The organism is Arenimonas daejeonensis (assembly GCF_007993735.1).
In the GTDB taxonomy this organism is placed as follows: domain Bacteria; phylum Pseudomonadota; class Gammaproteobacteria; order Xanthomonadales; family Xanthomonadaceae; genus Arenimonas; species Arenimonas daejeonensis.
In genome coordinates this window covers 1,870,072-1,887,442 of sequence record NZ_CP042453.1, presented here as the reverse complement: position 1 = coordinate 1,887,442, position 17,371 = coordinate 1,870,072, and the positions used below count along the sequence as shown (strand labels likewise).

Below are 17,371 nucleotides of genomic sequence, written 5' to 3'. Positions count from 1 at the left end.
CGCGCGCTCAGCCCTTCAGTGAATCGAGTTCGGCGACGTTGATGGTCCGCTTGTTGCGGAACAGCGTCACCAGGATGGCCAGGCCGATGGCGGCCTCGGCGGCGGCCACGGTCAGGATGAAGAAGACGAAGATCTGGCCCGACACGTCGCCCAGGAAACGGGAAAAGGCCACGAAGTTGATGTTCACCGCGAGCAGCATCAGCTCGATGCACATCAGCAGCACGATGACGTTCTTGCGGTTGATGAAGATGCCGGCGACGCTGATGCAGAACAGCACCGCGCCCAGCGCGAGGAAATGGCCGAGGCTGATCACGGGTTGCCCTCCTGGCGGGGTTCGGACGCCACCTTGACCAGGCGCACGCGGTCGTCGCGGCGCACGGCCACCTGGCGGCCGGGGTCCTGGTGCTTGGTGCCGGGGCGGCGGCGCAAGGTCAGCATCACCGCCACCACCAGGGCGACGGTGAGGATCACCGCGGCGATCTCGAACGGCAGGATGTACTGGCTGAACAGCGTCTCGCCGATCCATTGCAGGTTGGTCTTGCCGGCCGCCGCGGCCGGATCGGTGGCCGACAGCCCCACCTCGAAGCGCTTGCCGCCGATCAGCATCACCATCTCGGCCGCCATCACCACCACCACGGCACCGGTCAGCGGCAGGTAGCGGGTGAAGCCTTCGCGCAGCGGCGTGGTGTTGATGTCGAGCATCATCACCACGAACAGGAACAGCACCATCACCGCGCCGATGTACACCAGCACCAGCACCACGCCCAGGAATTCGGCCTGCAGCAGCAGCCACAGGCAGGCGGTGGAGAAGAAGGCCAGCACCAGGCTCAACACGGCGTGCACCGGGTTGCGCGACAGGATCACGCCCAGCGCGGCCAGCACGGTCACGGTGGCGAAGGCCCAGAAGGCGGCGAGTTCGTAGCTCATGTCGGTGTGCGTCCCCTGCCCTCAGCGATATGCCGCGTCGGCGGCCCGGCGTTCGGCGATTTCGTCTTCGAAGCGGTCGCCGATGGCCAGCAACTGCTGCTTGGTGACGATGTTCTCGCCGCGCTTCTCGAAGTGGTATTCGTGGATGTGGGTTTCGACGATCGAGTCCACCGGGCAGCTTTCCTCGCAGAAGCCGCAGTAGATGCACTTGAACAGGTCGATGTCGTAACGCGTGGTGCGGCGCGAACCGTCGTCGCGCGGCTCGGAGTCGATGGTGATCGCCAGCGCCGGGCACACCGCCTCGCACAGCTTGCAGGCGATGCAGCGCTCCTCGCCGTTCGGGTAGCGGCGCAGCGCGTGCAGGCCACGGAAGCGCGGCGACTGCGGGAACTTCTCGTACGGGTAGTTCACCGTGTAGGTCGGGGCGAACATGTAGCCCAGGGTCAGCTTCATGCCGGCCAGCAGTTCCAGCAGCATCAGGCTCTTGAGGTAGTTGGCGATTCGCTTCATGTCAGCCTCAGGCCCCGACGGTGAACCAGTTGTTGTAGGCCGCGATCGCGGTCACGAAGATCCAGACGATCGTGATCGGGATGAACACCTTCCAGCCCAGGCGCATGATCTGGTCGTAGCGGTAGCGCGGGAACGTGGCGCGGAACCACAGGAAGCTGAAGGCGAAGAAGATGAACTTGATCGCCAGCCACCACCAGCCGGGCTCGCCCATAAAACCCCAGGACGGCGGGAACGGCGACAGCCAGCCGCCCAGGAACAGGATCGGGGTCAGCAGGCTGACCAGCATCATGTTGGCGTATTCGGCCAGGAAGAAGATCGCGAAGGCCGAACCGGAGTATTCGACGTGGAAGCCGGCCACGATCTCGGACTCGCCTTCCGCCACGTCGAATGGCGCGCGGTTGGTCTCGGCCACGCCGGAGATGAAGTAGATGATGAACAGCGGGAACAGCGGGATGAAGAACCACTCGCCGATGCCCAGGTTGCCCGCCTGCGCGTGCACGATCTCGGAAAGGTTCATGGTGCCGGCCGCGACCAGCACGCCGACCAGGGCGAAGCCCATCGCGATCTCGTAGCTGACGACCTGGGCGGCGGAACGCAGCGCGCCGAGGATGGCGTACTTCGAGTTCGAGGCCCAGCCGCCGATGATGATGCCGTACACGCCCATCGAGGTCAGCGCCAGCAGCACCAGCAGGCCGGCGTTGACGTTGGCCAGCACCACGCCGTCATCGAACGGGATGACCGCCCAGGCCGCGAATGCCGGTGCCAGCGCCAGCAGCGGCGCCAGCCGGAACAGCAGCGGGCTGGCCGAGCTCGGGATCACCAGCTCCTTGAACAACATCTTGAACACGTCGGCGAAGGCCTGGATGAAGCCGATGCCCATGAACCCGCCGATGAACTGCGGCCCCTGGCGCACGTGCATCCAGCCGATCACCTTGCGCTCGGCCAGGGTGTAGAAGGCCACGCCGACGGTGATCGGCAACACGATGACGATGATCTTGGCCAAGGTCCACAGGACCAGGCCGAGGTCGCCGAAGGAGAGGAAGAATTCGCGGAGGGCGTCGATCATCTCAGGCTCCCACCACCGCGAGTCGGGCCACCGGCGACATCGGCGCCGTGGCTTCGTAACCGTTCTCGATCCACACCGCGCCCTTGGGCACGCGCGGGCTCACCGCCACCGGCAGCGCGGCGCTGCCGACGCCGTCGCCGACCTTGGCCATGCCGCCATCCGACAGGCCACGCGACAGCGCTTCCTCGGGATGAACGACGATGCGCGCGCCATGGGTCAACGGATGCGCGTTGAGCGCGGCCGCGCGACGCAGCACCGCGTCGCCGCGGTAGATCGGCGTGCTGGTGATGCGCTCCAGGCCCGGGTCGGCCTTGCCCGCTTCGGCCAGGCCGGTAGCAGCGGAAGGCGCTTGCGGCTTGAGTGCGGCACGCAGGCCGTGCAGGTCGGTGAATCCGAACCCGTCCAGGCCCATCTGGCCGCCCAGCGCACGCAGCACGCGCCAGCCGGCACGCGCCTCGCCCGGCAGCTTGCCGCCGGCCTGGGTGGACTGGTCGGTACCGTCCACATTGGTGAGCGTGGCTTCGACCTCCGGCAACAGGCCGATCGGCAGGATCACCTGGGCCAGCTTCTTGAGTTCGTCGGACGCGAAGGCCGAGAACGCCACGACCTTGGCACCGGCCAGCGCCTTGAGCGCCTGCGCGCCGTGCGCGAAGTCGTACTGCGGCTCGACGCCGTACAGCAGGTAGGCCGGCAGCGGCTGCGCCAGCATGGCACCGGCGTGTTTGCCCTGCCCCTGCGGCAGCACGCCGTGGCGCGCCAGGCCGATGGCATTGGCGCCCTGCGGGATTCGGTTGAGCTTCGCCCCGGTGGCGGTCGCCAGCGAACGTGCGGCGGCACGCAGCCAGGAAGCCTGTGCGTGGTTCTCGGCCATCTCGCCGAGCACGATCACGGCCTTGCCGGCCTTCTGCAGGGCCTCGGCCATCGCCTTGGCAGTGCCATGTTCGTGCGCGGCGATCGTCGCCGGCAACGTCGCGCCGGCAGCCTGCGCCACCGCGGCGAGCGAGCCCGGCAGCAACGACGGCGCGACGATGCACTTGCCCGCGATGTTGAAGGTGGTCTCGAAATCCACCGGATTGATCGCGAACACCTTGGCACCACGCTTGCCGGCCTTGTGCAGGCGCTGGTGCAGCAGCGGCAGCTCGTGGCGCAGGTTGCAGCCGACCAGCAGCACGGTGTCGGCCTGCTCGAGTTCGGCGGCCGGCAGTTCGAAGGCTTCGGCGAAGGCGGCATCGGCGAAGTCCAGCGCCTTCAGGCGGTGGTCGATGTTGCCCGTGCCCAGGCCCGCGGCCAGCGAGGCCAGCAGCGCGCCCTCTTCGTTCGAGGTGGCCGGATGTGCCAGCACGCCGAGCGACGCGCCCGCTTCCTTGAGCAGCTTGGCGGCCAGCACCAGCGCCTCGTCCCACGAGGCCTCGCGCCAGCTGTCGCCTTCGCGCAGCAGCGGCTTGCCGGCACGGTCGGCGGCGGCCAGGCCCTGGTGCGAATAACGGTCGCGGTCCGACAGCCAGCACTCGTTCACCGCTTCGTTGTCGCGCGGCACGGTGCGCAGCACGTCGCCGCGGCGGGCGTGCAGGTACAGGTTCGAACCCAGCGCGTCGTGGTAGCCGATCGACTCGCGCGCCACCAGCTCCCAGGCGCGGGCGCGGAAACGGAAGACCTTGTTGGTCAGCGCACCGACCGGGCAGACGTCGATGACGTTGCCCGAGAGTTCGGTCATCAGCGGCTTGCCGTCGTAGGTGCCGATCTGCAGGTTCTCGCCGCGGTTCATGCCGCCCAGCTCGAAGGTGCCGGCCACGTCCGCAGTGAAGCGGATGCAGCGCGTGCACTGGATGCAGCGGGTCATGTCGGTGGCGACCAGCGGGCCCATGTCCTCGTCGGCGACCACGCGCTTGCGGTCGACGTAACGCGAGACCGAGCGGCCGTAGCCCATGGACACGTCCTGCAGCTCGCACTCGCCGCCCTGATCGCAGATCGGGCAGTCCAGCGGGTGGTTGATCAGCAGGAACTCCATGACGTTGCGCTGCGCATCGAGCGCGCGCTTGGTCTGGGTGGTGACCTTCATGCCTTCCATCACCGGCGTGGCGCAGGCCGGCGCCGGCTTGGGCATCTTCTCGACGTCCACCAGGCACATGCGGCAGTTGGCGGCGATCGGCAGCTTCTCGTGGTAGCAGAAGCGCGGGATCGGCACGCCGGCCTTGTCGGCGGCCTGGATGATCATCGAACCCTTCGGCGCCTGCATGGCCTTGCCGTCGATCTCGATGTTCACCACGTCGGGCGCGGTGTTGGGGGCGGTCGGCTGGGCGCTCATGCGGCCTGCTCCGTGGTGGCGAGCTGGCCCTTGGCCAGGTCGTCGACGTAGAAACGCTTGTTGACGATCGCGTATTCGAACTCGTGCCAGAAGTGGCGCAGGAACCCCTGCACCGGCCAGGCGGCGGCCTCGCCGAAGGCGCAGATGGTGTGGCCCTCGATCTGGCCCGCGGCGCCCCTTGAGCATGTGCAGGTCTTCCATCGAAGCCTTGCCTTCGGCGATGCGGGTCAGCACGCGGTACATCCAGCCGGTGCCCTCGCGGCAGGGCGTGCACTGGCCGCAGGATTCGGCGTAGTAGAAGCGCGCGATGCGCTGGCAGGCGCGCACCATGCAGGTGGTCTCGTCCATCACGATCACGGCGCCCGAGCCCAGGCCGGAACCGGCCTTCTGGATCGAGTCGTAGTCCATCGTGCAGGCCATCATGGTGTCGGCCGGCAGCACCGGCATCGAGGACCCACCCGGGATCACGGCCTTGAGCTTGCGGCCGCCCTTGACGCCGCCGGCCAGGGCCAGCAGCTCGGAGAACGGCGTGCCGAGGCGGATCTCGAAGTTGCCCGGGTTGTTCACGTGGCCGGAGACCGAGAAGATCTTCGGGCCGCCGTTGTTGGGCTTGCCCAGATCGAGGAACCACTCCGCGCCATTGCGCACGATCGCCGGCACCGAAGCGTAGGTTTCCGTGTTGTTGATCGTGGTCGGCTTGCCGAACAGGCCGAAATTGGCCGGGAACGGCGGCTTGAAGCGCGGCTGACCCTTCTTGCCTTCCAGCGACTCCATCATCGCGGTTTCTTCGCCGCAGATGTAGGCGCCGGCGCCGAGCGCCGCGTACATGTCCACGTCCACGCCGGAGCCGAGGATGTCCTTGCCCAGCCAGCCGTTGGCATAGGCTTCCTTCAGCGCTTCCTCGAAGTGCTCGAACGGCTCGTGGTGGAACTCGCCGCGCAGGTAGTTGTAGGCCACGGTGCAGCCGGTGGCGTAACAGGCGATCGCCATGCCCTCGATCACCGCATGCGGGTTGTAGCGCAGGATGTCGCGGTCCTTGCAGGTACCCGGCTCGGATTCGTCCGAGTTGCACAGGATGTACTTCTGGCCCGGCGCGCTGCGCGGCATGAAGCTCCACTTCAGGCCGGTCGGGAAGCCCGCGCCGCCGCGACCACGCAGGCCGGACTGCTTGACCATGTCCACGACCGCGGCCGGATCGATCTTCTCGCTCAGGATCTTGCGCCAGGCGGCATAACCACCGGTCTTGAGGTAATTCTCGTAGGACCAGGGCTTGTCGAAATGCAGGGTCGTGTAAACGACGCTGTGTTCCTGCGGGGCCGGACCGACCGGGCCGGTGGGCTCCGAATAGTGCGAGTGGTGCGCCATGGCCTGCCTTACTCCAGTCCGTCCAGAAGCGCATCCACTTTTTCGGTGGTGAGCTTCTCGTGGTAATGACCGTCCACCACCATCATCGGCGCGCCCGCGCAGGCGGCCAGGCATTCTTCCTCGACCTTGAGGAAGATGCGGCCGTCGGCGGTGCTTTCGCCGTGCTTGATGCCGAGCTTGCGCTCGCAGTGGCGCACGATGTCTTCGCCGCCGTTGAGCCAGCAGCTGATGTTGGTGCAGATGGCGACCTTGTGCCGGCCGACCGGCTGCAGGTCGAACATCGAATAGAAGGTCGCGACCTCGTAGGCCCAGACCGGCGGCAGTCCCAGGTACTTGGCGGTGGCGGCGATGATCTCGTCGCTCAGCCAACCGCCGTTCTGTTCCTGCGCGGCCATCAGGCCTGGATCACGGCCGAGCGCTTGCGGTCGGCCGGGAACTTGGACACCCAGTGGTCGATGTGCGCGCGCGTGGCGTCGCTCAGCGCGACCATCGGGTCGACATGCTGGCAGGCGGCGAAATTTCCGGTGGCTTTCATCGGTCAGTAACCCTTAGCGATCGATTTCGCCGAAGACGATGTCGTAGGTACCGATCATCGCCACGACGTCCGGCAGCATGTGGCCGCGCACGATCGTGTCCATGGACGAGAGATGGGCGAAGCCGGGGGCGCGCAGCTTCAGGCGGAACGGCTTGTTGGCGCCGTCGGAGACGATGTAGGCGCCGAACTCGCCCTTGGGCGCCTCGACCGCGGCATAGGCCTCGCCGGCCGGCACGCTGTAGCCCTCGGTGAAGAGCTTGAAGTGGTGGATCAGCGCTTCCATGTCGTCCTTCATCTCGGCGCGCGAGGGCGGAGCGACCTTGAAGTTCTTCACCATCACCGGGCCGGAGTTGGCCCGCAGCCACTTCACGCACTGCTTGATGATGCGGTTGGACTGGCGCATCTCCTCGACGCGGACCAGGTAGCGGTCGTAGCAGTCGCCCTGCACGCCCACCGGGATGTCGAAGTCCACCTTGTCGTAGGCGGCGTAGGGCTGCTTCTTGCGCAGGTCCCAGGCCAGGCCGGAGCCGCGCAGCATCGGGCCGGTCATGCCCCAGGCCAGCGCCATCTCGGTCGGCACCACGCCGATGCCGACGGTGCGCTGCTTCCAGATGCGGTTGTCGGTGAGCAGGGTCTCGTACTCGTCGACGCGGGCCGGGAAGGTGTTGGTGAAGTCCTCGATGAAGTCGAGCATCGAACCTTCGCGCGCGGCGTTCACGCGCTTGAGTTCGGCGCCCTTGCGCCAGGGCGACTCGCGGTACTTCGGCATCGTGTCCGGCAGGTCGCGGGCGACGCCGCCCGGGCGGTAGTACGTGGCGTGCATGCGCGCGCCAGACACCGCCTCGTAGCAGTCCATCAGCTCCTCGCGCTCGCGGAAGGCGTACAGGAACACCGCCATCGCGCCGAGGTCCAGGCCGTTCGAGCCGATCCACATCAGGTGGTTCAGGATGCGGGTGATCTCGTCGAACATCGTGCGGATGTACTGCGCACGGATCGGAGCCTCGACGCCGAGCAGCTTCTCGATGGCCAGCACGTAGGCGTGCTCGTTGCACATCATCGAAACGTAATCGAGGCGGTCCATGTAACCGATCGACTGGTTGTAGGGCTTGGACTCGGCCAGCTTCTCGGTGCCGCGGTGCAGCAGGCCCACGTGCGGGTCGGCACGCTGCACGACCTCGCCGTCCATCTCCAGCACCAGGCGCAGCACGCCGTGCGCGGCCGGATGCTGCGGGCCGAAATTGAGGGTGTAGTTGCGGATTTCCTGGGTCATGGCCGATCAGTCCTTGCTCGGCTGCTCGGTGGCGGCCTGCTGCCAGCGCGAGTCCTCGCGCACCACGCGCGGCACGCCGACGCGCGGTTCGATCGAAACGGGTTCATAGACCACGCGCTTGCGCTCGGCGTCGTAACGCACTTCGACGTTGCCGGTCAGCGGGAAGTCCTTGCGGAACGGATGACCGACGAAGCCGTAGTCGGTAAGGATGCGGCGCAGGTCCGGATGGCCTTCGAAGATGATGCCGAACAGGTCGAAACACTCGCGCTCGAACCAATTTGCTACGGGAAATACATCAACAAGCGACGGGACGACAGGCAGGCTATTGTCAGCGGCAAAACAACGAATCCGCAGCCGCTTGTTGTTGCGCACCGAGAGCAGGTGCACCACGACGGCGAAACGCCGCTCGGGTCCGTTGCCACGCGGGCGATCTTCCCAGTTGAAGCGCCCCGGGCCGGCCGTTCCCTCGACACCGCGTGAGAAACCCTCGTCGCTGACGTCCACGGTCTCCCATTCATCGGTGCCGTAGCCCAGGAAATCGACGCCGCACAGGTCGATCAGCTGCTCGAAGCCGAACTCGGGTTCGTCGCGCAGGATACGGGCGGCATCCGCCCACGAATCCGGCGTCAGCTCGACGGTGGTTTCGCCCAGCGCCTCGCGCACCGACACCAGTCGGTCCTGCAGGCGCGCCTTCAGGCGCTCGGTGAAGCTGATCGTTGTCTCGACCATGGCGGCGGCTGGGTCCTTAGCGGGCGATGGTGTTGGTGCGGCGGATCTTCTTCTGCAGCTGCAGGATTCCGTAGACCAGGGCTTCCGCAGTCGGCGGGCAACCCGGCACGTAGACGTCCACCGGCACCACGCGGTCGCAGCCGCGCACCACCGAATACGAGTAGTGGTAGTAGCCGCCGCCGTTGGCGCAGCTGCCCATCGAGATCACCCACTTCGGTTCCGGCATCTGGTCGTAGACCTTGCGCAGGGCCGGGGCCATCTTGTTGACCAGGGTGCCGGCGACGATCATCACGTCGGACTGGCGCGGCGACGGACGGAAGATCACGCCGTAGCGGTCAGGTCCAGGCGCGAGGCGCCGGCGTGCATCATCTCGACCGCGCAGCAGGCCAGGCCGAAGGTCATCGGCCACATGGAACCGGTGCGGGCCCAGTTGACCAGGGTGTCGATGTTGGTGGTGACGAAGCCGCGCTCGAGCAGCGGGTTGTCGCCTTCGGGACGCAGGATGTCGTCCACCGAGCCGATCGGCTCGGGGTTGTTCATCACGCGCGAAATGGCCGAGCTCACTCCCATTCGAGCGCTCCCTTCTTCCAGACGTAAACGAAGCCGAGCACCAGCAGGCCGATGAAGATGCCCATCTCGGTGAGGCCGACGATGCCGAGGTTGCGGAAATTCACCGCCCACGGGAAAACGAAGGCGATTTCCAGGTCGAAGATGATGAACTGGATGGCGATGAGGTAATAGCGCACGTCGAACTGCATGCGCGCGTCCTCGAAGGCCTCGAAGCCGCACTCGTAGGGCGAGAGTTTCTCGCTGTCGGGCCGCTTGGGCCCCAGGGCCCAGCCCACCACCAGCAGGACGATGCCCAGGCCCGTGGACACGAACAGGAACAACAGGATCGGCAGATATTCGCCCAGCACGCGCGCGTCCTCACCTTGCGCCCGTGGGCGCGTTCGTGCCGCCGCTCCAGCTGTTGCCGGGCGGCAGCCCGTGTATCAAGTTGGTGCCCGAGGGGGACTCGAACCCCCACGACTTACGTCGCTACCACCTCAAGGTAGTGCGTCTACCAATTCCGCCACCCGGGCAGGTGTACCTCGCTCCGGAAGCCCGGAACCAAGGCGAAAGATTGTACCAGCGGATCAGCCGCCCTGGCTGCCCTGCTCGTCCCGGGCCTCGGCCGGCGCCGGCTCGGCCGGTGCGGTTTCGGCGGCGGGAACCGCATCGCCCTCGACCGCGGGTGCGGCCGGAGCGTCGGTGGCAGGCACGTCGGTCGCCGGAGCGGCCGGGATGACCGGCATGTCGGCGGCCGGAAGCTCGCCGGCGGGCGTCGGGGCCGTGGCCGGCACGTCCGACATCACGCCCAGGTCTTCTTCGGCCGGGACGTGCACGATGGTGCGGGTGGCGTGCCAGGCCATGCCCAGGCTCATCGCGAAGAACACGACGGCCAGCCACTTGGTGGCGGTGGACAGGAAGTTCGCCGAACCGCGCGCGCCGAACACGGTGGCCGAGGCGCCGGCACCGAAGCCGGAACCCGCGGCGGCACCGGAGCCGCGCTGCATGAGGATGAGCACGATCATGGCGATCGCGACCAGCACGTAGATGACACTGACGATGGTGAGCAGCATGGCTTGTTCGTTTTACCTCGCCGCCGCGGCGGCGATTGCCAGAAATCCTGGGCCACGAGGGACGCGCCCCCGATCAGGCCGCCATCGACGTCGGGCTTGGAAAACAGCTCGGCGGCGTTGGCGGGTTTGACGCTGCCACCGTAAAGGATGGGCAGCGAGCCGGCGATTCTAACATCGTGCGCACGCAGTTCGCCACGGATGAAGGCGTGGACCTCCTGGGCCTGTTCGGGGCTGGCGGTGCGGCCGGTGCCGATGGCCCAGACCGGCTCGTAGGCCAGGATGGCGTCGGCGAAGGCGGCGATGCCGGCCAGTTCGACCACCGGTCCCAGCTGCTTTTCGATGGCCCATTCGGTCTGGCCGGCCTCGCGCTGGTGCAGGGTCTCGCCCACGCACAGGATCGGCCGCAGGCCGGCTTTTTGGGCCGCGACGAACTTCTCGGCCACCAGTTCACAGTCTTCCTCGTGGTACTGGCGGCGCTCTGAGTGGCCGACCAGGGACATAACGCCCGCCCACGTCGTGCAGCATCCGGCCGGAGATTTCGCCGGTGTAGGCGCCCTGCTCGTTCAGGTCCAGGTCCTGGGCGCCGAAGGCCAGGCCCTGCGGGCCATAGCGGTCGGCCAGTTCACCCAGATAGGGCACGGGCGGCAGGATCACCGGGTCCACGCCAGCCGCGCGCGGGGCGGCGGCGATGGCGTCGAGCAGGTGGCGCGCGAAGGCGCGGTCCCCGTGCAGTTTCCAGTTGCCGGCGACGATTTTCTGGCGCATCTGCCTATCCTCGGAATTCAGTCGCCTAGGATACCGTGCCCCCGGGACCTGACGACCCGCGCATGGAGATCCGCACCGTCGCGACATGGCGATAATGCAGGCCTTCCCCATCGAGTTCCGACATGACCCCGACCGATCTCCCCGGCCACGCCCTCATCACCGGCGCCTCCAGCGGCATCGGCGCCGCGATTGCCCGGGAGTACGCCCGGCGCGGCAAGCCGCTGGTGCTGGTGGCGCGCCGTCTGGAACGGCTGCAGGCGCTGGCGGCTGAACTCTCGCCCCGGGTGCCCTGCGTGGTGATAGCGGCGGACCTGGCCGACCCGGCCACGCCGGAGCGGCTGTTCGCGGAAACGCGGGAGCGCGGCCTGTTCGTGGACACGCTGGTGAACAACGCCGGCTTCGGCACGCCCGGCCGCTACCTGTCGGCCGACTGGAAGACCCATGCCGATTTCCTGCAGGTGCTGATGACCTCGGTGGCCCAGCTGACCCACCTCTACCTGCCGGGCATGGAGGCGGCGAAGCACGGCCGCATCCTCAACGTCGCCTCGCTGGCGGGCCTGGTGCCGGCCAGCGCCGGGCACACGCTGTACGGCGCGACCAAACTCTGGCTGATCCGGTTCTCCGAGACCCTGGACCAGGAATGCCGCGACCGCGGCGTGTTCGTCACCGCTGTCTGTCCCGGCATGACCTACACCGAGTTCCACGACGTCAACGGCATGCGCGAAAAGGTGAACAAGCTGCCCAAGGGCCTGTGGCTGGGCAGCGAACAGGTCGCGAAACTGGCCGTGGACGCGGTCGAAGCAGGCAAGCCGCGCATCGTCACCGGCAAGGCCAACCGCGTGATCGCGGCGCTCAGCAAATACCTGCCCGACAGCCTTGCCCGCGCCCTGATCGGCTCGAGGTCGAAAGACTTCCGCGATGCGGACTAGACCAGCTTGATTTCCCTGAGCCGCTCGAGCAGGTACTCGTGGCCGGTGATCGGCACCGGGTAACGGTCCGGATTGTCGACACTGACGCACTGCGGCAGCGTCTTGATAAGGAAGTCCGGGTTCGGGTGCAGGAAATACGGCGTCGAATAACGCGGCTGGCGCGCGGCCTCGCCCGGCGGGTTCACCACGCGGTGGGTGGTGGACGGGTACACGTGGTTGCTCAGGCGCTGCAGCATGTCGCCGATGTTGACGACGATGGTGTCGGCATCCGACGTGAACGGCACCCACTCGCCCTTCTTCGACAACACTTCAAGGCCGGCGGCGCTGGCACCGACCAGCAGGGTGATGAAGTTGATGTCCTCGTGCGCGCCGGCGCGCACGTTGGGGATGTCGTCGGCGGTGATCGGCGGGTAGTGGATCGGGCGCAGGATCGAGTTGCCGAAGTTGGTCTTGTCGGCGAAAAAGTCCTCGGGCAGGCCGATGTGCAGGGCCAGCGCGCCCAGCACGCGCGAGCCAAGGTCGTCCAGCGCCTGGAACAGGCCGTAGGCGACTTCCCTGAACTCCGGCACTTCCGCCGGCCACAGGTTCGGCGGCATCACGTCGGCGTACTTGCTGTCGCGCGGGATCTCGCGACCGACGTGCCAGAACTCCTTGAGGTCGGAATATTTCGCACCCTTCGCGGTCTCGATGCCGAACGGCGTGTAGCCGCGCGCACCGCCGCCGCCGGGCACGTGGTACTTGCGCTTGGTCTCTTCCGGCAGCGCGAAGAACGCCTGGAATACCTCATAGGCACGGTCGATCTGCGCCTGCGGAATGCCGTGGTTGCGGATGCCGGCGAAACCCCACTCGCGGTAGGCGGCGCCGAGTTCGGCGACGAAGGCTTCGCGGTCGCTGGCACTGGACGGATTGCTGAAACGCTGGATGTCTAGGGTCGGGATGCGGGCGGTCACGGCGGTTTTCCGGGGTCGGTCCAAGGGAATGGCGCCAGTCTAGACCCGGCCGGGCGACGACGCTTTGATGCGGATCAGGCGGCGGCGCGCACCACGTCGGCCAGACGGTCCAGCACCTGGCGCATCAGCTGGTCGTCGTCGGCTTCGACGGTGACGCGCACCACCGGCTCCGTGCCCGAGGGTCGCAGCACCAGCCGGCCGCGGCCGGCCAGGGCCGCCTCGGCCTCGGCGCGCGCGGCCTGCACGCTGGCGTGTTCCAGCGGCCGCACGCCGGGCGCGATCCGCACGTTCACGGTCTGCTGCGGCAGCGGGCGATAGTCCGACAGGGCCTGCTCCAGCGAATGCCCGCGGCGGCGCAGGGTTTCCAGCACCTGCAGCGCACTGACGATGGCGTCGCCGGTGCTGGCGCGGTCCAGGCACAGCAGGTGGCCCGAGGCTTCGCCGCCCAGCACGCCCTCGCTCTCAACCATGGCCTTGTGCACATAGCGGTCGCCCACGCTGGCGCGCACGAACTCAATGCCACGCTCGCCCAGCGCACGCTCCATCGCATAGTTGGTCATCAGCGTGCCGACCACCGGCCCGCGCAGGCGGCCAGTGGCATGCCAGTCCTTGGCCAGCAGGTAGATCAGGCCGTCGCCGTCCACCAGGCGTCCCTGTCCGTCCACCATCAGCACCCGGTCGCCATCGCCGTCGAAGGCGATGCCCAGGCCGGCGCCGGTCTCGCGCACCCGCGCCATCAGCGCCTCGGGGTGGGTCGAGCCCACGCCCTTGTTGATGTTCAGGCCGTCGGGTTCGGTGCCGATCGTGTCCACCACCGCGCCCAGCTCGGAAAACACCCGCGGCGCGACCTGGTAGGTCGCCCCGTGCGCGCAGTCGATCACCAGCCGCAGGCCGGTGAGCAGGAAATCCTCGGGCACGGTCGACTTGCAGAATTCAGCATAACGCGACAGCGCATCGCCGACCCGCGAAGCCTTGCCCAGCCGCTCGGACGCCACGGTGGAGAACGGGCGGTCGAGCTCGGCCTCGATGGCGGCCTCGACCGCGTCGCCCAGTTTTTCACCCTGGGCCGAGAAGAACTTGATGCCGTTGTCCTGGTGCGGGTTGTGCGACGCGCTGATGACGATGCCGGCATCGGCGCGCAGCGAACGCGTGAGATAGGCCACGGCGGGCGTGGGCATCGGGCCCAGCATGCGTACATCGGCGCCGGCGGCGACCAGGCCGGCCTCGAGCGCCGCTTCGAACATGTAGCCGGAGATGCGGGTGTCCTTGCCGATGACGACCGTGGCGTGTTCCTTGCCCTCGCCCACCAGCACGCGGCCGGCGGCAGCGCCCAGGCGCAGCATGAAGTCGGCCGAGATCGGGCCCTCGCCCACCCGGCCCCGGATGCCATCGGTGCCGAAATACCTGCGTGAACTCATGGGCGCCTCAGGTGGCCGCGACAGGATCGGGCGCCGGTGCCCGGCTGGCGCATCATCAGGGCCAGCAGGGCCGAGAGTTTGTCGCGCATCTGGCGGCGGTCGATGATCAGGTCCACCGCGCCGTGTTCGACCAGGAATTCGAACGCTGGAAGCCTTCGGGCAGGGTCTCGCGCACGGTCTGTTCGATCACGCGCGGGCCGGCGAAACCGATCAGCGCCTGCGGCTCGCCGACATTGATGTCGCCCAGCATGCCCAGCGACGCCGACACACCGCCGGTGGTCGGATGCGTCAGCACCGACACGAACGGCAGCCCGGCCGCACGCAGCCGGCCCAGCGCCGCCGAGGTCTTGGCCATCTGCATCAGCGAGAACAGGCCTTCCTGCATGCGCGCGCCACCGGTGGCGGAAAACACACCAGCGGGCACTTGAGCTCGAGCGCGCGTTCGGCGGCCAGGGCAAAACGTTCGCCGACCACCGAACCCATCGAGCCGCCCATGTAGCGGAACTCGAACGCGGCCACGCAGATCGGGTTGCCCTTGAGCTGGCCCTGCACGGCGACCAGCGCATCGCGCTCGCCGGTGCTCTTCTGCGCCGCCTTGATGCGGTCGGCGTATTTCTTCTGGTCCCTGAAGTGCAGCGCGTCCACCGGCCCGAGCGCGGCGCCGATCTCCTCACCGCTGTCGTCGTCCAGGAAGGCGACCAGGCGCTCGCGCGCGCCGATGCTCATGTGGTGGCTGCACTTGGGGCAGACCCGCAGGTTCTTTTCCAGCTCGGGGCCGTAGAGCGCGGCACCGCACTTGTCGCATTTCTCCCACAGGCCCTCGGGCACGGCGCGTTTGCCGCCGCCTTCGGTGCGGATGCGGGAGGGCATCAATTTGGTCAGCCAGCTCATCGGGACACCGGTCTAGTTATGGGCCACGCAGTTTAGCCGGAAAGGCCGGGACCGGCAGGTCCCGGCCGGTTCAGGCGTCCAGGGCCGCGCGCAGCGGCGCCAGGAAGGCGGCGGCACGGGCCGCGGCGTCCTGCGGCGAACCGGCGCCGGCCAGGGCCTCGACCAGGCGCTGCCCACGACCACGCCGTCGGCGGCGGGCGCCAGCGCGGCGGCCGAAGCCGCGTCGCGGATGCCGAAGCCCACCAGCACCGGCACCGTGGCCAGGCGCCGCAGTTCACCGGCCTTGCCCAGCACCTGCGCGGTGTCGAGCTTGCCGGCGCCGGTGACGCCCGCGAAGGACACGTAATACAGATACCCCTGCGATTCGGTGGCCGCACGGGCCAGGCGGGCCGGCGAGGTGGTCGGCGCGACCAGGGAGATCAGCTGCAGGCCGGCGGCGTTGAAGGCGGCGCGGGTCGGCCCGGCTTCTTCCGGCGGCAGGTCCACCAGCAGCACGCCGTCTACGCCGGCCTCCGCCGCGGCCTGGGCGAACGTTCCGGCACCGCGCATCTCCACCGGGTTGAGGTAGCCCATCAGCACCACCGGGGTATCGCGGTCGTCGCGGCGGAAGGCGGCGACCGTTTCCAGTACGTAGCGCAGGCCCGCGCCGCGTTCGATCGCGCGTTCGGAGCTGCGCTGGATCACCGGGCCATCTGCCATCGGGTCGGAGAACGGCACGCCGAGCTCGATCACGTCGGCACCGGCCTGCACCAGTGCGTGCATCACCGGCACGGTAGCCTCCAGCGAGGGGTCGCCGGCGGTGATGAAGGGCACGAGGGCCTTGCGCTTCGCGGCCTGCAGGGCGGCGAAACGGGTCGCGATGCGGGTGCTCACAGTTCGATGCCCTCGCGCTTGGCGATGGTGAAGATGTCCTTGTCGCCGCGGCCGGACAGGTTGCACAGCACCAGGGCGTCCTTCGGCAACGTCTTCGCCAGCTTCATAGCCTGGGCCACCGCATGGCTGGATTCGAGCGCCGCCAGGATGCCCTCGGTGCGCGCCAGCAGGTGGAAGGCCTGCATCGCCTCGTCGTCGGTGACGCCGACGTACTCGGCGCGGCCGCTGTCCTTCAGGAACGCGTGTTCCGGACCGACGCCGGGATAGTCCAGGCCCGCCGAGATCGAGTGCGTCTCGGTGATCTGGCCGTCGTCGTCGCAGATCACATAGGTCCGGTTGCCATGCAGCACGCCCGGGCGCCCCGCCACCAGCGAAGCGGCGTGGCGGCCGGTCTCGATGCCGTCGCCCGCGGCTTCGGCACCCACCAGGCGCACCGCCTTGTCGTTGAGGAAGGCGTGGAAGATGCCGATGGCATTGCTGCCGCCGCCGACGCAGGCAGTGATCGCATCCGGCAGCCGGCCGAAATGTTCGAGCATCTGCGCGCGCTTCCCGGCCAACCACGGCGTTGAAATCGCGCACCAGCCGCGGGTACGGGTGCGGCCCGGCGACGGTGCCGATGATGTAGAAGGTGTCGTGCACGTTCGTGACCCAGTCGCGCATCGCCTCGTTCAGTGCGTCCTTGAGCGTCTTGCTGCCCGACGTCACCGGCACCACGGTGGCGCCCAGCAGCTTCATGCGGAACACGTTGGGCGCCTGGCGCTCGACGTCGGTCGAACCCATGTACACCACGCACTCCAGGCCCAGGCGCGCGGCGACCGTGGCGCTGGCGACACCGTGCTGGCCGGCGCCGGTTTCGGCGATGATGCGGGTCTTGCCCATGCGCTTGGCCAGCATGGCCTGGCCGATGGTGTTGTTGATCTTGTGCGCGCCGGTGTGGTTGAGGTCCTCGCGCTTGAGCAGGATGCGGGCACCACCGACGTGCGCCGACAGCCGCGCCGCTTCGTAGATCGGGCTCGGGCGGCCGACGTAGTGGCGGTAGTCGTGCTGCAGTTCGGCCAGGAATTCCGGGTCGTCGCGGTATTTGCGGTAGGCGGCCTCGAGTTCGCGCAGCGGCTCGATCAGGGTCTCGGAGACGAATACGCCACCGTAGCGGCCGAAATGCCCCGCGGCATCGGGCCAGGCGCCGAAGTCGGCGATGTCGGCGGCGGCGGGGATG

At 68.0% G+C, this 17,371-nt stretch carries 12 protein-coding genes, 1 tRNA gene and 7 pseudogenes; 1 reads left to right on the top strand and 19 read right to left on the bottom strand.

Features of this window, described 5'->3' with window-relative positions; genetic code table 11:
* Positions 1 to 7: 7 nt before the first annotated feature.
* The 14 genes and pseudogenes from nuoK to tpiA form a co-directional block, all read right to left on the bottom strand.
* The gene (gene nuoK / locus FRZ33_RS09190; protein ID WP_146909219.1) at positions 8 to 313 is read right to left on the bottom strand and encodes an NADH-quinone oxidoreductase subunit NuoK; all 306 of its coding nucleotides are present in this window, start codon (positions 311 to 313) and stop codon (positions 8 to 10) included.
* Positions 310 to 927, bottom strand: coding sequence for an NADH-quinone oxidoreductase subunit J (locus FRZ33_RS09185; protein WP_146909217.1), 618 nt, complete (start codon positions 925 to 927; stop codon positions 310 to 312). The genes nuoK and FRZ33_RS09185 overlap by 4 nt, the downstream gene beginning before the upstream one ends.
* Before the next feature lie 21 nt (positions 928 to 948).
* Positions 949 to 1,437, bottom strand: coding sequence for an NADH-quinone oxidoreductase subunit NuoI (gene nuoI, locus FRZ33_RS09180; RefSeq protein WP_146909215.1), 489 nt, complete (start codon positions 1,435 to 1,437; stop codon positions 949 to 951).
* 7 nt (positions 1,438 to 1,444) lie between these two features.
* A complete protein-coding gene (nuoH, locus tag FRZ33_RS09175; RefSeq protein WP_146909213.1) occupies positions 1,445 to 2,503 on the bottom strand; it encodes an NADH-quinone oxidoreductase subunit NuoH in 1,059 nt (352 codons plus the stop codon).
* A gap of 1 nt (position 2,504) precedes the next feature.
* Entirely contained in the window at positions 2,505 to 4,808 is a 2,304-nt protein-coding gene (gene nuoG, locus FRZ33_RS09170) for an NADH-quinone oxidoreductase subunit NuoG (protein WP_146909211.1), read from the bottom strand.
* Positions 4,809 to 5,045: 237 nt separating this feature from the next.
* Positions 5,046 to 6,173 (bottom strand): annotated as a pseudogene (nuoF, locus tag FRZ33_RS09165) (NADH-quinone oxidoreductase subunit NuoF); the annotation flags it as partial.
* A gap of 8 nt (positions 6,174 to 6,181) precedes the next feature.
* Positions 6,182 to 6,708, bottom strand: a pseudogene (gene nuoE, locus FRZ33_RS09160) (NADH-quinone oxidoreductase subunit NuoE).
* A gap of 13 nt (positions 6,709 to 6,721) precedes the next feature.
* Positions 6,722 to 7,978 carry an NADH-quinone oxidoreductase subunit D gene (locus FRZ33_RS09155; protein ID WP_146909210.1) on the bottom strand — a complete coding sequence of 419 codons (1,257 nt, stop codon included), beginning with the start codon at positions 7,976 to 7,978 and terminating at the stop codon, positions 6,722 to 6,724.
* A gap of 6 nt (positions 7,979 to 7,984) precedes the next feature.
* Positions 7,985 to 8,707: an NADH-quinone oxidoreductase subunit C gene (locus FRZ33_RS09150; protein ID WP_146909208.1), complete on the bottom strand. Its 723-nt coding sequence runs from the start codon at positions 8,705 to 8,707 to the stop codon at positions 7,985 to 7,987.
* A 16-nt stretch (positions 8,708 to 8,723) separates the two neighbouring features.
* Positions 8,724 to 9,247, bottom strand: a pseudogene (locus tag FRZ33_RS09145) (NuoB/complex I 20 kDa subunit family protein).
* A 20-nt stretch (positions 9,248 to 9,267) separates the two neighbouring features.
* Positions 9,268 to 9,624, bottom strand: coding sequence for an NADH-quinone oxidoreductase subunit A (locus FRZ33_RS09140; protein WP_146909206.1), 357 nt, complete (start codon positions 9,622 to 9,624; stop codon positions 9,268 to 9,270).
* 81 nt (positions 9,625 to 9,705) lie between these two features.
* Positions 9,706 to 9,789 (bottom strand) — tRNA-Leu (locus FRZ33_RS09135).
* 54 nt (positions 9,790 to 9,843) lie between these two features.
* Positions 9,844 to 10,329 carry a preprotein translocase subunit SecG gene (secG, locus tag FRZ33_RS09130; RefSeq protein WP_146909204.1) on the bottom strand — a complete coding sequence of 162 codons (486 nt, stop codon included), beginning with the start codon at positions 10,327 to 10,329 and terminating at the stop codon, positions 9,844 to 9,846.
* Between the two features lie 12 nt (positions 10,330 to 10,341).
* A pseudogene (gene tpiA / locus FRZ33_RS09125) lies at positions 10,342 to 11,094 on the bottom strand (triose-phosphate isomerase).
* A 122-nt stretch (positions 11,095 to 11,216) separates the two neighbouring features.
* On the opposite strand from tpiA, the gene FRZ33_RS09120 reads away from it, so the two are divergent.
* Positions 11,217 to 12,023, top strand: a complete 807-nt coding sequence (locus tag FRZ33_RS09120) for an SDR family NAD(P)-dependent oxidoreductase (protein ID WP_146909202.1) — start codon at positions 11,217 to 11,219, stop codon at positions 12,021 to 12,023.
* On the opposite strand, the gene FRZ33_RS09115 is transcribed toward FRZ33_RS09120, so the two are convergent.
* The 5 genes and pseudogenes from FRZ33_RS09115 to trpB form a co-directional block, all read right to left on the bottom strand.
* Positions 12,020 to 12,973 carry an isopenicillin N synthase family dioxygenase gene (locus FRZ33_RS09115; protein ID WP_146909201.1) on the bottom strand — a complete coding sequence of 318 codons (954 nt, stop codon included), beginning with the start codon at positions 12,971 to 12,973 and terminating at the stop codon, positions 12,020 to 12,022. The genes FRZ33_RS09120 and FRZ33_RS09115 overlap by 4 nt on opposite strands.
* Positions 12,974 to 13,047: 74 nt before the next feature.
* Complete coding sequence (glmM, locus tag FRZ33_RS09110; RefSeq protein ID WP_146909199.1) at positions 13,048 to 14,391, bottom strand: phosphoglucosamine mutase; 1,344 nt, start codon at positions 14,389 to 14,391, stop codon at positions 13,048 to 13,050.
* Positions 14,388 to 15,282, bottom strand: a pseudogene (accD, locus tag FRZ33_RS09105) (acetyl-CoA carboxylase, carboxyltransferase subunit beta). The gene glmM and the pseudogene accD overlap by 4 nt, the downstream one beginning before the upstream one ends.
* A gap of 70 nt (positions 15,283 to 15,352) precedes the next feature.
* Positions 15,353 to 16,155 (bottom strand): annotated as a pseudogene (gene trpA, locus FRZ33_RS16230) (tryptophan synthase subunit alpha).
* Positions 16,152 to 17,370, bottom strand: a pseudogene (gene trpB, locus FRZ33_RS16225) (tryptophan synthase subunit beta). The pseudogenes trpA and trpB overlap by 4 nt, the downstream one beginning before the upstream one ends.
* Between the last annotated feature and the right edge of the window lies 1 nt (position 17,371).